We start from the raw sequence: 12,565 nt of genomic DNA, 5'->3' as shown, positions 1-12,565 counted from the left end.
GGCGTAGCGTGAGAGGCATGAGTGCGTATGGATCCTTTCCCGGGGCGCGGCCGCGGCGGCTGCGTACCACGCCCACCCTGCGGCGGATGGTCGCCGAGACGCGGCTGCACCCGGCCGACCTGATCCTGCCCGCCTTCGTGCGGGAGGGAGTCGGCGAGCCCGTGCCGATCCAGGCCATGCCCGGCGTCGTCCAGCACAGCCGCGACACCCTGCGGAAGGCCGCCGTGGAGGCGGTCGAGGCGGGTGTCTCCGGGATCATGCTGTTCGGTGTGCCGGAGGAGTCGAAGAAGGACGCCCTCGGGACGGCCGGGACCGACCCCGACGGCATCCTCCAGGTCGCCATCCGGGACGTGCGGGCCGAGGTGGGCGACGACCTCGTCGTGATGTCCGACCTGTGCCTCGACGAGTACACCGACCACGGGCACTGCGGCGTGCTCGACGCGGAGGGGCGGGTCGACAACGACGCCACCCTGGAGCGGTACGCCGAGATGGCCCAGGTCCAGGCGGACGCCGGCGTCCACGTCGTGGGGCCGAGCGGCATGATGGACGGCCAGGTCGGCGTGGTCCGCGAGGCGCTCGACACCATCGGCAAGGAGGACGTGGCGATCCTGGCGTACACCGCCAAGTACGCGTCCGCCTTCTACGGTCCGTTCCGCGAGGCCGTCGGGTCGTCGCTGCGGGGCGACCGCAAGACGTACCAGCAGGACTCCGCCAACGTGCGGGAGTCGATGCGGGAGCTCGCCCTCGACCTCGACGAGGGCGCCGACATCGTCATGGTCAAGCCGGCTGGCCCCTACCTCGACATCCTGGCCAAGGTGGCGGACGCCGTAGACGTGCCCGTCGCCGCGTACCAGATCAGCGGCGAGTACGCGATGATCGAGGCCGCCGCCGAGCGGGGCTGGATCGACCGGGACAAGGCCGTGCTGGAGTCCCTCACCGGCATCCGCCGGGCCGGCGCCCGGATGATCCTCACGTACTGGGCGACCGAGGCCGCGCGCTGGCTGCGCGCGGGGTGATGCGCGGCTGAGGCACCCCCGTGGGGCCGGTGGCGGGGACCCGGGGGTCGCCCGTCGCGGCCCTGGGGACGGTACGGGCTGGGCCGGCGGGCCGGCCGGCTGCGGGTGTGCCGTGGTGCGGGGCCGGCCGTGGGGCCGGCTCCTGGTGTGCTGAGGGGTGTGCCTGGTCGGCCGCCGGCGGGGCGCCTGCGGGGCGGAGGGCCTGGCGGGGCGTGGGCCGGGCCGCCCGCCCGGGCGCCGCTAGGAAGTGGCCTGCAGGGTCGCCACCGGGACGCCCTTCGTGTCGTACAGGGTCACCGCGAAACCCGTGCGGTCGCCGTCCGCGGCGGGTGGGGTGGGGGCGTACCAGCCGCCCCAGCCCGGTCTGCCGGGCAGCTCCACCAGGGTCCCGGGGACCTTGGTGCCCCGGCCGTCGGTGAGCTCCAGACGTGCGGCGCTCCTCGTGCCGTAGAACAGGCCCGAGTGGAAGCCGCCTTGTGCGCCCGTCACCGACTGGTGGGTGACCCCGGGGGCCGACGTGTCGAGGTTGGCGGTGGTGATGGGACTGAAGTCCTCCTCACCATCGGTGTCCGACGTGTGCTTGCCGTCCTCCGTGAGCCACAGCGTCCAGCCCTTCCCCGCGTCCACCCGTTCGCCCGGGGACACCACGGTCGGCGGCGCGGCCGGCGGTGTGCCGGGGGAGGGCTCCTGGGAGGCGGGCGGGCTGCTGGGGCGCGGGGGCGTCGCCACCGGCGCGGAGACCGGGTCGGTCAGCGCCCGTACGACCAGGAGCGGCAGGACCGTGGCCACCAGCGCCGCGCCCGTGGCCAGGGCGGTGGCCCGGCGTCTTTGCCGGGCCCGGCCCTCGCGCCGGACGGCGGCCAGCGGCAGCGGTCCCGGGCTGACGCCGTGGGCGGCTTCGGCGAAGGCCGCGCGGAGCCGGCGGGCGGCCTCGTCGGTCCCGTCGGCTCCGGCTCCGGGCTCTGCTGCGGAGGAGGGGGTCATGGTCGGGCTCCGGGGGTGGCATGGGGGTGGACGTCGCGCACGGTGAGGCCGGGGTGGGCGCGCAGGGCCTCAAGTCCGCGGCGGGCATGGGTCTTCACCGTGCCGAGGGAGCAGCCCAGGACCTTCGCGATGTCCTGCTCGCTGAGGTCCTCCCAGTAGCGGAGCACCATCACGGCCCGCTGCCGGGGCGTGAGGTCCGCGAGCGCCTCCAGCAGGGCGGTGCGCTGCTCGACCGCCTCGGCGTGGCCCGCGTGGGCGTGGCGGGCCGAGTCGGGCAGTAACGGCGTCAGCAGGTGCACGACCCGTCTGCGGCGGACCCGGCTGAGGTTGTTGTTGACGAGCGCCCGGCGGACGTACAGGCCGAGGTCCTCCCGCGGCACCTTCCCCCACCGGCCGTACAGCTTGGCCAGCGTCGTCTGCACCAGGTCCTCCGCCTCGTGGAAGTCCCCGGTGAGGAGCTGGGCGGTGCGCACCAGGCGGGGCCAGGCCGCCGAGGCGAACTCGGCGAAGCCGTCGTCTTCGGAGCGCGACGTGTACGGCACGGTGGGCATCCTCGTGGTGGTGTACGGGTGGCGGGACCCGCCCCGTCGCCGGGTCCCGCCACCGGTTCGGTGCGGCCGGTCAGAAGTCCCGTGCCGGCAGCTCGGCCAGCAGCTTCCCGGCCCGGTCGTACAGCGCGACCCCGGGGATGCCCGACTGGTCGTACACCGGCGTGGTGAGGTGCCACGCACCCCAGCCGGGCCTGCCCGGCAGTTCGACGAGGGCGGCCCGGACGGTGGTGGAGCCGCCGTACGTGAGCTCTACGCGGCCGACGTGCCGGGTGCCGTAGTAGAGGCCGGTGTGGAGGATCCCGGTGTCTGAGCCGTCGGTCTGGAGGCTGACACCGGGCTGCGTCGGGTCGATGTTGCCGTCGACGACGCTGCGGAAGTTCTCGTAGCCGTCGGGGCCGGACCAGTGCTTGCCCTCCTGCGTCAGCCACATCTCCCAGCCGGGGGCCACGCCGACGCGCTCACCGGGCAGCACGACGCGGACGCGCCGGTCGTGGAGCCGCTTCCCGGCGGGTGCGGCGGCCGTGGCGGCGGCACCCGCCGGGGCTGCCGTGTGCGTGGCGGTCACGGTGGGGGCGGCTGCGACCGCGGCGGTCGGCGCCGCCACCAGCGCGACAGCCGCGAGGGACGCGGTCAGCACGTGCTTGTTCATCCTGGTGCTCCTTGTTCGTGCGGTGTCGTACGGGCGGAGTGGCGCCTCTCCACCTCTACAAACGCCGTGGACCGCGGAGTCGGATGACAGCGTGGGGGCGCTACCTCAGTCCCACCAGAACCACCAGTCCGTCCTGTTGAGCACGTCCTCCTCCGCGTACTCCTCGATCGAGCCGACTCCCTGACTCACGATGTCCGGGCAGAACGCGAAGTGCTCCCGCGCCACCGCGAGCGCGTGCCCCCTCGTGCGGGGCGGCGCGGCGACGGACACCGACATGATGTCGGGGCCGAGCCCGACGACGCGTATCCCGAAGCGGTCCTCCCACGAGCGCAGGACCGAGGCCAGCCGGGCCGCCTCCGTGAAGTTGCAGGCCCCGCTCCAGCCGAGGGCGGTCACGATGTCCGCGCTGCTGCGGGCAGGCACGAGGGCGGCGCGCGCGCCGGTGAAGTACTTGTCGTCCGTGAGGAGTTCGTCCGCGAGCAGCGCGGCACGGTCGTCCGGGTCGGCGGTGCGGGTCCCCGGCGCGGCGGGTCCCGCCCAGGGCTCCTCGCGGCCGGTCTCCTGGACGTGTCCCCACAGCGCGGACAGGGTCGCAGCGGGGTCGTGGTCGTCGGCGTCGCCCGACAGGTCGGTGGGCGGGAACTGCTTCTCCGTCAGCAGCACCGGCTGCAGTCCGGTCGCCTCGCGCGCGGTCAGCAGTCGGGACCAGATCTCGGGCGCAGCGGGCTCGTCCGCGTACCAGTACGACGGCTGGACGTGTACGGTGCCGGGCGGCAGGTCCAGGTCCAGCGCGTTGGGGTTGATGACCATGTCCTCGACCCTACGGCCCGCCACTGACAGTCAGCCGGGCGTGCGGGTGCAGCGGGCCTCCGCTGTCACGGAGTTGGTGGCTCCGGTCGAGCCGGGCGTGTACCCCGCCGCTGCCGCCGCCGCCGCGCGCCGCCGTCGCGCCCCGCGGCCGTCGTGCTCAGTGGCCGTACGGTGGCTCGAAACAGCCGCCCTCCATGTACACGCCGTTCGTCCTCACCTCGACGTTCGACGGCTGGACGAACCCGGTGACGCAGGCGCCCGGCTCGACGAAGAGGCCGATCCGGGTGCCCTCCGGGGTGACGTAGTGGTCGGTCTCGTAGCGCGCGGGCATGTGCTGGACGGCCTCGGTGAGCCGCTGCTCGTCGTATCCGAGGGTGCGCAGCGCTGCGCGGACGCTCGCCGCGTCCCAGGTCTTCTGTTCCCTGAGCCGTTCGAGGACGGGCCGGATGCGGTCCGCCTCCCTCTGCGCGTTGCGCGCGCCTTCGGCGGACATGCCGGCCGAGCGGCGGTAGGCGTTGTTGCCGCCGTGGTGGGGAGCGCCGTCCACGACGCCGGGCTCCACGTACGGGGAGGCGCCCGATGGGGAGGCGTGCGCGGTCGTGGTGGGCGTGCCTGCGGCGGGTGGCGACGGGACTGCGGGGTGTGCCGTCGGGTCGGCGGGGCGTGCCGTCCCGCAGGCGGTGAGGGTGGCGGCGACGAGGCCGGCGACCGCCGCGGCCCGCGCCCGGGCGGGGGGACGGCGGCTCACGGACGGGTCTGCCGTTCTTCCGCCAGTGCCTTCACCCCGCGCAGGGTCGCTTCGATGTTGGTGCGGAGCTGGCCCAGCCGGGCGGCGACGATCTGCTCCTCGTGCTCCGGCGCCTTCTCGATGAACGGTGTGACCCCGGAGGGCGCGGGACCCATGCGGGCCGTCTGGCGCAGCAGGGTGCCGGTGCCGTCGGCCAGGGGCTCCAAGGCGAAGCTCCAGGTGGCCATGGGGTGGGTGAAGTCGGGGTTCCGGTCGGGCCGGGCGGAGACGACCGCCCAGGTGAACCGGGTCGGTGCGTCCAGGACCTCCACCCGCGAGTGGGTGCGCCACTCGCCGACCGTCTCGTGCACGTTGCGGCCCTCGAACCGGGCGCCGACGGTCGGGCCGGTCGCCCCGTCCAGCCACTCGGCCTGCCGGAGCTCCGGGCTGAGCCGCGCCGGGAGGGTGATGTCGGTGACCAGCTCCCAGACCCGCTCCGGGGGCGCCTCGATGGTGATCTCGACTGTCGCGGTGGGGCCGTCTGCGTAGCGCATGCGGCGAGCGTACGTTCGAGCCGTGCGGCGGTGGAGGCTGTAGCCGAGGGTGTGGGCAGCGTCACGGTAGAGATCCGGCCACGCGGAGGACGGGCGGATCAGGCGGGCGCGGAGCACCCTGGAGGAAGGACCACCCGGAGGTGACCGCCATGCAACAACACACGCTCGTCGGATGGCACGTCGACATGGAGTTCCAGGAGGACGGCAACCGCACCAAGTCCGCCGCCATGGTCCGGCTCGCTGACGGCACCGAGGTGCGCGGCCACGGCCAGGCCCAGCGGCACCCCTCCGACTCGGAGCAGCTACGGGTCGGTGAGGAGATCGCCGGGGCCCGGGCGCTGATGGACATCGCCACGCAGCTGCTGCAGAAGGCGCACGTCGAGATCGACGAGGTGAAGGGCAAGCCCTCCCGCCCGCTCATCTGACCCGGCCGCTCACGCCGAAGGGGCGGCGGCCGCTCGCCGCCGCCCCTCGCGTACGCCTGCCGCAGGAACTCCCGGTCCGCAGCGGGCCGGGAGCCCGGGTGGCTCAGAGCCGCTCGGGCGTCCGGATGCCCAGCAGGGCCATGCCCTGCCGCAGGGTGCGGGCGGTCAGGTCGCACAGGAACAGCCGGTTCTCCGTCTGCTCCGGCGTGTCGGCCTTCAGCACCGGGCACTCCGCGTAGAACGTCGTGTACAGCGACGCCAGCCCGTACAGGTACGCGGCCAGCTTGTGCGGCTCGTACGTCTCCGCCACCTCGGCCAGCGTCTCCCCGAACCGGTCCAGGTGCAGGCCCAGCGCCCGCTCGGCGGGGGCCAGGTCCAGCTCCGGGTGCGCAGCCGGCACGGCGGCGCCCGACTTGCGCAGGATGGACTGGATGCGGGCGTACGCGTACTGCAGGTACACCGACGTGTCGCCGTTCAGGGACACCATCTGGTCCAGGTCGAACTTGTAGTCCCGGGCCGCCGACGTCGACAGGTCGGCGTACTTGATCGCGCCGATGCCCACCTGGGCACCGCGTTCCGCGATCTCCTCCTCGGACAGCCGCTCGTCCTCCGGCAGGCTCTCGGCCTTCTCCCGGACCACCGCGGACGCCCGGTCGATCGCCTCGTCCAGCAGGTCCACGAGCCGGACCGTCTCGCCCTCACGGGTCTTGAACGGCTTGCCGTCCTTGCCGAGGACCGTGCCGAACGCGAGCTGGACCGCCTTCGTGCCCTCCTTCAGCCAGCCCGCCCGGCGGGCCGTCTCGAAGACCATCTTGAAGTGCAGCGACTGCCGCGCGTCCACCACGTACAGCAGCGTGTCCGCGCCCAGGTTCTCCACCCGGTCGCGGATCGCGGACAGGTCCGTCGCCGCGTACCCGTACCCGCCGTTCGACTTCCGCACGATGAGCGGCACCGGGTTGCCGTCCGGGCCCTTCACGTCGTCGAAGAACACGCACAGGGCGCCCTCCGAGCGGACGGCGACCCCGGACTCCTCCAGCAGGCGGCAGGTCTCGTCCAGCATGTCGTTGTAGCCCGACTCGCCGACCACGTCCGGGTCGTCGATCACCATGTCGAGCTTGTTGAAGACGGAGTAGAAGTAGATCTTCGACTCGTCGACGAACCGCTGCCACAACGTGAGCGTCTCGTCGTCGCCGGACTGGAGGAGGACGACCCGGTCGCGGGACCGCGCCTTGAACTCCTCGTCCGCGTCGAAGAGCGCCCGGGACGCCTTGTACAGCCGGTTCAGGTTCGACATCGCCTCCTCGCCGGAGGCGGCCGTGTCGCTGGTGTCGGCCTTGTGGTCCAGCTCGTGGGGGTGCTCGATCAGGTACTGGATCAGCATGCCGAACTGCGTGCCCCAGTCCCCGATGTGGTGGCGCCGGACCACCTTCTCGCCGGAGAACTCCAGGATCTGCACCATGGCGTCGCCGAAGACCGCCGACCGCAGGTGGCCGACGTGCATCTCCTTCGCCACGTTCGGCTGCGCGTAGTCGATCACCGTGGTGCCGGGGTCCTGCGCGTACGGCACGCCCAGGCGGGCGTCGGCGGCGCGGGCCGCCAGGGTCTCGGTGATCGCCCGGTCGCCGACCGTGATGTTGAGGAAGCCGGGGCCGGACACCTCGACGTCCTGCAGGACGGCGTCACCCGACGGCAGCGCGTCCACGACCTTCGCCGCCAGCTCACGCGGGTTGCCCTTCAGCTTCTTCGCGAGGGCCAGGATGCCGTTGGCCTGGAAGTCGGCCCGGTCGCTGCGTCGCAGCAGCGGGTCGGCGGCGCCGGCCTCCGGCAGGGCAGCCGAGAGGGCGTCCGCGAGACGCTGCTGGACGGTCGAAGCGAGAGAAGGGACCGAGGCCATGAGCTTCCGTTCCTGATCGTCGAGACGCCGCCGGGAACCGCTGGGGCTCACCGACGACTTTTTCCGGTTGTCAAGTGTCCCACGTGGCGGCAACCTCTTTTCTCCCGACGCCCGCACCTGTGGACAACCGCCGGCAGTCGCCGCCCCACGGCCTGTGGACAACCCCGGGCGGGTGACTTCCGTCTGGGAGAATGGGCGCAGGGCGACACCCCGCGGCGCACGCGGGGCTCCACCCCGCACCACCTTCGAAACCCACACCAGAGACATCAAGGACGTGCCGATCGTGGCTCAGAGCAGCACCGAGACCGACTGGGTCTCCCGTTTCGCGGACGAGGTCATCGCCGAGTCGGAGCGACGTGCGCCTGGCAAACCGGTCGTGGTCGCCTCCGGTCTCTCGCCCTCGGGCCCCATCCACATGGGCAACCTCCGCGAGGTCATGACCCCGCACCTCGTCGCCGACGAGATCCGCCGCCGCGGCCACGAGGTCAGGCACGTGATCTCCTGGGACGACTACGACCGCTACCGCAAGGTCCCGCAGGGCATCCCCGGAGTCGACGACACCTGGGCCGACCACATCGGCAAGCCCCTGACCTCGGTGCCGGCCCCGGCCGGCTCCCCGCACGCGAACTGGGCCGAGCACTTCAAGGCCGCCATGGTCGAGTCGCTGGCCGAGCTCGGCGTCGAGTTCGACGGCATCAGCCAGACCCGGATGTACACCTCCGGCGCCTACCGCGAGCAGATCCTGCACGCGATGAAGCACCGTCACGACATCGACGCGATCCTCGACCGCTACCGCACCAAGGACAAGACCACCGGCCAGCCCAAGGCTAAGGTCCAGAAGCAGCAGAAGCCGGTCGACGAGGCCGAGCTCGCCGCCGCCGAGGGCTCCGGTGCCGCCGGCGAGGACGACGGCTCCGGAGGCTCCGCCGGCTACTTCCCGTACAAGCCGTACTGCGGCCGCTGCGAGCGCGACCTCACCACCGTCACGTCCTACGACGACGAGACCACCGAACTCACCTACACCTGCGTGTGCGGCCACTCCGAGACCGTGCACCTGCGCGACTTCGACCGCGGCAAGCTGGTGTGGAAGGTCGACTGGCCCATGCGGTGGGCCTTCGAAGGCGTGATCTTCGAACCCAGCGGCGTCGACCACTCCTCCCCGGGTTCCTCCTTCGTCGTCGGCGGCCAGATCGTCCGCGAGATCTTCGACGGCGTGCAGCCCATCGGCCCCATGTACGCCTTCGTCGGCATCTCCGGCATGGCCAAGATGTCGTCGTCGAAGGGCGGGGTGCCGACCCCCGCCGACGCCCTGAAGATCATGGAGGCGCCGCTGCTGCGCTGGCTCTACGCCCGCCGCAAGCCCAACCAGTCCTTCAAGGTCGCCTTCGACCAGGAGATCCAGCGGCTGTACGACGAGTGGGACAAGCTGGAGGCCAAGGTCGCCGACGGCACCGCCCTCCCGGCCGACGCCGCAGCCCACTCCCGCGCCGTCCGCACCGCCGCGGGCGAACTGGCCCGCACGCCGCGCCCGCTGCCGTACCGCACCCTCGCCTCCGTCGTCGACATCACCGCGGGCCACGACGAGCAGACCCTGCGCATCCTCGGCGAACTCGACCCTGCCAACCCGCTGGCCTCCCTCGACGAGGTCCGGCCCCGGCTGGACCGCGCCGAGAACTGGATCACCACCCAGGTCCCGGCGGACGCCCGCACGATCGTGCGCGAGGAGCCCGACACGGAGCTGCTCGGCTCGCTCGACGACGAGGGCCGGGAGTCGCTGCGGCTGCTCCTGGAGGGCCTGGACACACACTGGTCGCTGGACGGGCTGACCACGCTCGTCTACGGCGTGCCCAAGGTCATGGCCGGCCTCGACCCCGAAGCCAAGCCGACGCCCGAACTGAAGGCGGCCCAGCGCTCGTTCTTCGCGCTGCTCTACCGGCTGCTCGTCAGCCGCGAGACCGGCCCGCGCCTGCCCACCCTGCTGCTCGCCGTCGGCGCCGACCGCGTCCGCAAGCTGCTCGCCGCCTGACGGCGGGTACCGGCGGGCGCGCCTCCGCCCGGCGGTGGGGGCCGCGAGGGCCGGCCCCAGCCCGTGGGCGGGTCCGCCGCCTGACCCGGGCCCCGGGCGGGCCGGCCAGTGGTGCGGCGGGCCCATGAGGTCCGGCAGACCGCCGGCGCGGCGCGCCGCACCGCGTCCCGCGCCGGCCCGCGCCAACCTCCGGTGGTGCTGTGCTGCGGGCCGCTTCCGGTCCGGCGGTGCACCTGGGCGCGGGGGCGGCCTGGTGCCGGGCCCAGAGGCGGGGGCGGCTCGCGGGACCCCTCGCCGGCCGTCCCGTCCGTGTGCTGTCGGGCCTCACCCCGCACCGTGCGGGGTGAGGCCCTCCGGCCGCTCTGCATCCTTCGGATGACCGCGGCATCGCCCCCGCGTACGACGCGGGCGGGCCGCCCCCGCGGGACCGTGGACGCATGAGGGAACTCGTCACGCCTGCCGGTTGGTTCGTCGGCGTCCAGGGTGTCCTGGGCATCGCAGGGCGGTATTTCGGCGACCACCCGTGGGGGGTGCTGCACCACTGGTGGGACGTCCCCACACCCGCGTACGCCGTGCTCGCCCTCGTCGGCGCCGCTCTCGCGGTGTACGGGGAGAGCGCCAAGGCACGGGCCCGTTCCGCGGGCCGCACCTGACCTGACCGTCGGGGCTTCCGCCGGGGCCTGTCCGGCCGGTCATGCAGCCGGTCCTGCACCGGCCTGAGCCGGGAGGTCGGGAGGGACACGAGGAAGGCCGGGCCGGAGGATTCCTGGCACGCCGGCCCTGGTAGGAGGGTGACCGATGGGTGCCCAGGAGCGCGAACGCAAGATGTCGTCCCCCGCGGAGACACAGTGCGTGGCCTTCGGGTCGGGACCGCGAGCCGCAGCATCGGGAGCCGAGCACGCCACCGAAGGACCTCTGCCCCAGGACACTTGTACGCCAACGATGCTCGGCCTGATGGCCGGGGTCAGGGCAGTGCCGGCTAGGCGATGTGTTCGGCCTCCAGCTCCGCCTGGTAGCGGTTCTTGAACTCCGGCAGCAGTCGCCGCAGCAGGGCCGCGCTGCGCGGGTGGCTCACCCCGTACGCGTCCGTGAGGTGGATGTCCAGGACGTCCGTGCTGGGCCAGTTGCCGTTCTGCCGGGCGTACGTGCGGAACACGTCGTACGCGAGGTCCGCGAACTCCTGCGTGCCCGACGGGTCCGTGTCCTCCTCGCCGTCGTCCCCGGCCGCGTCCGCGGCCCCGTCGGCGGCGGCCGCCTCCTGGGGAGTGGGGGCGTACGTCCCCGTGTAGGTGTCGGGCGCCACCTTGGGCGCGGCGAACCAGGGGCTGTGGTGGGTGTTCGGCACCTGCTGCGCCTGCGCCTGCGCCTGCGCCTGATCCTCGGCGGAGGCGCCGACGTGGCCGTGCTCCAGCCCGTACGCGGGGTGCTCCTGGCCGTACACGGGCGGGCCGTACTGCGGCTGGGGGAATCCGGGCTGGGGGTACCCCTGCGGGGCGGGGTCCGGGGCGCCGGGCGCCTGCGGGCCGTCGGGTCCGGACACCTGGGCCTGCGGGGCGTCCGCCGCGTACACCGCGTCGGCCTCCGCCACCGCGTCTGCCGGTGTCTGCGGCTGCACCGGGGGCTGCGGACGGAACTGCCGGGGGTGCGGCTGGGCGTAGGGGCGCTGCCGGCCGAGGGACTGGGCGGCGAGGCGGGCGGCCTCGGCGTCCAGCTCACCCTGCACGGTGGCCTGCGGCTGTTCCGGCGCGCCGGCCTGGGCGGCACCCTCCACACGGGCCCGGGCGGTACCGCCCGCGGGGCCCGTCTCGACGTCCGGTTCCGGGCTCTGCCCGGTCGGCGGTCCGTCGGCCTGCGGGGCGTCCGGGGCATGCCCCTGCGGGGCGGGGGCATCGGCCCGGTCCCGTACCGCCTGCGGTCCGGGGTCCTCCGGCGCGTCCTGGTCCGACCCGGCCGCAGCTTCCGGGTGCGGCTCCGGCTGCCGGTCCGGGCGCTGCGGCGTCGCCTGCCGCGGCAGTTCGCCCGCCGCGCCGGCGGGCCCGGCGGCCACCGCGGCGACGGCGGCGTCCGTCTTCACGGTCTCCACCGTCACGGTGGTGCCCGCCGCCACCGGCGTGGGCGGCAGCAGCACCGGCTCGATGCCCGCCGCCGCGAGGCCGGCCGGGGCCGTCTCCGCGAGCGGTACCCCGATCCTGGCGAGCCGCAGCGGCATCAGCGCCTCCACCGGGGCCTTGCGCCGCCAGCCGCGCCCGAAGCGGGCCTGCAGCCGCGCCTGGTAGATCATGCGGTCCTGTTCGAGCTTGATGACCTGCTCGTAGGAGCGCAGCTCCCACAGCTTCATGCGGCGCCACAGCCGGAACGTCGGCACGGGGGACAGCAGCCACCTTGTGAGGCGTACGCCTTCCATGTGCTTGGCGGCGGTGATGTCCGCGATCCGGCCGACCGCGTGCCGGGCGGCCTCCACGGTGACCACGAACAGCACCGGGATGACGGCGTGCATGCCGACGCCCAGCGGGTCGGGCCATGCCGCCGCGCCGTTGAAGGCGATCGTCGCGGCCGTCAGCAGCCACGCCGTCTGCCGCAGCAGGGGGAAGGGGATCCGGATCCACGTCAGCAGCAGGTCCAGCGCGAGCAGCACGCAGATGCCCGCGTCGATGCCTATGGGGAAGACCAGGGAGAAGTCGCCGAAGCCTTTCTTCTCGGCCAGGTCCCGTACCGCCGTGTACGACCCCGCGAAACCGATCGCGGCGATGACCACCGCGCCCGCGATGACGACACCGATCAGGATGCGGTGCGTCCGTGTGAGCTGCATCGCGGCCACCCGCGGTCCCTCCCCCACTCAGATCCGAAACTCGGGGGCACAGCCTGACACACGCCCGCCGGAACCCAACCCCTGGGGTTCACCGCGGGTGAGCACGCCCTGCGGGGGCCG

At 73.5% G+C, this 12,565-nt stretch carries 12 protein-coding genes; 4 read left to right on the top strand and 8 right to left on the bottom strand.

The window, feature by feature from the left end; translation table 11 throughout:
• Window positions 1–17 precede the first annotated feature (17 nt).
• Window positions 18–1,016: a porphobilinogen synthase gene (gene hemB / locus BJP40_RS20570; RefSeq protein ID WP_071265412.1), complete on the top strand. Its 999-nt coding sequence runs from the start codon at window positions 18–20 to the stop codon at window positions 1,014–1,016.
• Between the two features lie 240 nt (window positions 1,017–1,256).
• Here hemB and BJP40_RS20565 read toward each other — a convergent pair whose 3' ends face one another.
• The 6 genes from BJP40_RS20565 to BJP40_RS20540 all read right to left on the bottom strand — a co-directional run bounded on the left by BJP40_RS20565 (window position 1,257) and on the right by BJP40_RS20540 (window position 5,291).
• A complete protein-coding gene (locus BJP40_RS20565; RefSeq protein WP_071281630.1) occupies window positions 1,257–2,000 on the bottom strand; it encodes a hypothetical protein in 744 nt (247 codons plus the stop codon).
• Window positions 1,997–2,551: a SigE family RNA polymerase sigma factor gene (locus tag BJP40_RS20560; RefSeq protein WP_071281629.1), complete on the bottom strand. Its 555-nt coding sequence runs from the start codon at window positions 2,549–2,551 to the stop codon at window positions 1,997–1,999. Before BJP40_RS20560 ends, BJP40_RS20565 begins: the two co-directional genes overlap by 4 nt.
• Before the next feature lie 70 nt (window positions 2,552–2,621).
• The gene (locus BJP40_RS20555) at window positions 2,622–3,200 is read right to left on the bottom strand and encodes a hypothetical protein (RefSeq protein WP_071281628.1); all 579 of its coding nucleotides are present in this window, start codon (window positions 3,198–3,200) and stop codon (window positions 2,622–2,624) included.
• 105 nt (window positions 3,201–3,305) lie between these two features.
• Entirely contained in the window at window positions 3,306–4,010 is a 705-nt protein-coding gene (locus BJP40_RS20550) for a DUF4253 domain-containing protein (RefSeq protein ID WP_071281627.1), read from the bottom strand.
• A gap of 157 nt (window positions 4,011–4,167) precedes the next feature.
• On the bottom strand, window positions 4,168–4,758 hold the full coding sequence (locus BJP40_RS20545; protein ID WP_071281626.1) for a hypothetical protein: 591 nt from the start codon (window positions 4,756–4,758) through the stop codon (window positions 4,168–4,170).
• Window positions 4,755–5,291, bottom strand: a complete 537-nt coding sequence (locus tag BJP40_RS20540) for an SRPBCC family protein (RefSeq protein WP_071268568.1) — start codon at window positions 5,289–5,291, stop codon at window positions 4,755–4,757. The genes BJP40_RS20545 and BJP40_RS20540 overlap by 4 nt, the downstream gene beginning before the upstream one ends.
• 149 nt (window positions 5,292–5,440) lie before the next feature.
• On the opposite strand from BJP40_RS20540, the gene BJP40_RS20535 reads away from it, so the two are divergent.
• Window positions 5,441–5,716, top strand: coding sequence for a DUF1876 domain-containing protein (locus BJP40_RS20535; protein ID WP_071268569.1), 276 nt, complete (start codon window positions 5,441–5,443; stop codon window positions 5,714–5,716).
• Between the two features lie 103 nt (window positions 5,717–5,819).
• Here BJP40_RS20535 and argS read toward each other — a convergent pair whose 3' ends face one another.
• Window positions 5,820–7,610: an arginine--tRNA ligase gene (argS, locus tag BJP40_RS20530; RefSeq protein WP_071281625.1), complete on the bottom strand. Its 1,791-nt coding sequence runs from the start codon at window positions 7,608–7,610 to the stop codon at window positions 5,820–5,822.
• A 274-nt stretch (window positions 7,611–7,884) separates the two neighbouring features.
• Here argS and lysS point away from each other — a divergent pair, with 274 nt between their 5' ends.
• Window positions 7,885–9,636: a lysine--tRNA ligase gene (gene lysS, locus BJP40_RS20525; protein WP_071281624.1), complete on the top strand. Its 1,752-nt coding sequence runs from the start codon at window positions 7,885–7,887 to the stop codon at window positions 9,634–9,636.
• 437 nt (window positions 9,637–10,073) lie between these two features.
• The gene (locus BJP40_RS20520; protein ID WP_071281623.1) at window positions 10,074–10,289 is read left to right on the top strand and encodes a hypothetical protein; all 216 of its coding nucleotides are present in this window, start codon (window positions 10,074–10,076) and stop codon (window positions 10,287–10,289) included.
• 326 nt (window positions 10,290–10,615) lie between these two features.
• On the opposite strand, the gene BJP40_RS35765 is transcribed toward BJP40_RS20520, so the two are convergent.
• Complete coding sequence (locus BJP40_RS35765; protein ID WP_071281622.1) at window positions 10,616–12,454, bottom strand: DUF2637 domain-containing protein; 1,839 nt, start codon at window positions 12,452–12,454, stop codon at window positions 10,616–10,618.
• Between the last annotated feature and the right edge of the window lie 111 nt (window positions 12,455–12,565).

The sequence above is a fragment of the Streptomyces sp. CC53 genome (assembly GCF_001865245.1).
GTDB lineage: Bacteria > Actinomycetota > Actinomycetes > Streptomycetales > Streptomycetaceae > Streptomyces.
Note: the sequence above shows the minus strand (reverse complement) of the source record. Positions and strands in the feature narration are given on the sequence as shown.

Excerpts from the sequence above, each read along its gene's own strand:
- hemB (WP_071265412.1), top strand. The coding sequence starts at position 18 with ATGAGTGCGTATGGATCCTTTCCCGGGGCGCGGCCGCGGCGGCTGCGT.
- BJP40_RS20565 (WP_071281630.1), bottom strand. The coding sequence starts at position 2,000 with ATGACCCCCTCCTCCGCAGCAGAGCCCGGAGCCGGAGCCGACGGGACC.
- BJP40_RS20560 (WP_071281629.1), bottom strand. The coding sequence starts at position 2,551 with ATGCCCACCGTGCCGTACACGTCGCGCTCCGAAGACGACGGCTTCGCC.
- BJP40_RS20555 (WP_071281628.1), bottom strand. The coding sequence starts at position 3,200 with ATGAACAAGCACGTGCTGACCGCGTCCCTCGCGGCTGTCGCGCTGGTG.
- BJP40_RS20550 (WP_071281627.1), bottom strand. The coding sequence starts at position 4,010 with ATGGTCATCAACCCCAACGCGCTGGACCTGGACCTGCCGCCCGGCACC.
- BJP40_RS20540 (WP_071268568.1), bottom strand. The coding sequence starts at position 5,291 with ATGCGCTACGCAGACGGCCCCACCGCGACAGTCGAGATCACCATCGAG.
- BJP40_RS20535 (WP_071268569.1), top strand. The coding sequence starts at position 5,441 with ATGCAACAACACACGCTCGTCGGATGGCACGTCGACATGGAGTTCCAG.
- argS (WP_071281625.1), bottom strand. The coding sequence starts at position 7,610 with ATGGCCTCGGTCCCTTCTCTCGCTTCGACCGTCCAGCAGCGTCTCGCG.
- BJP40_RS20520 (WP_071281623.1), top strand. The coding sequence starts at position 10,074 with ATGAGGGAACTCGTCACGCCTGCCGGTTGGTTCGTCGGCGTCCAGGGT.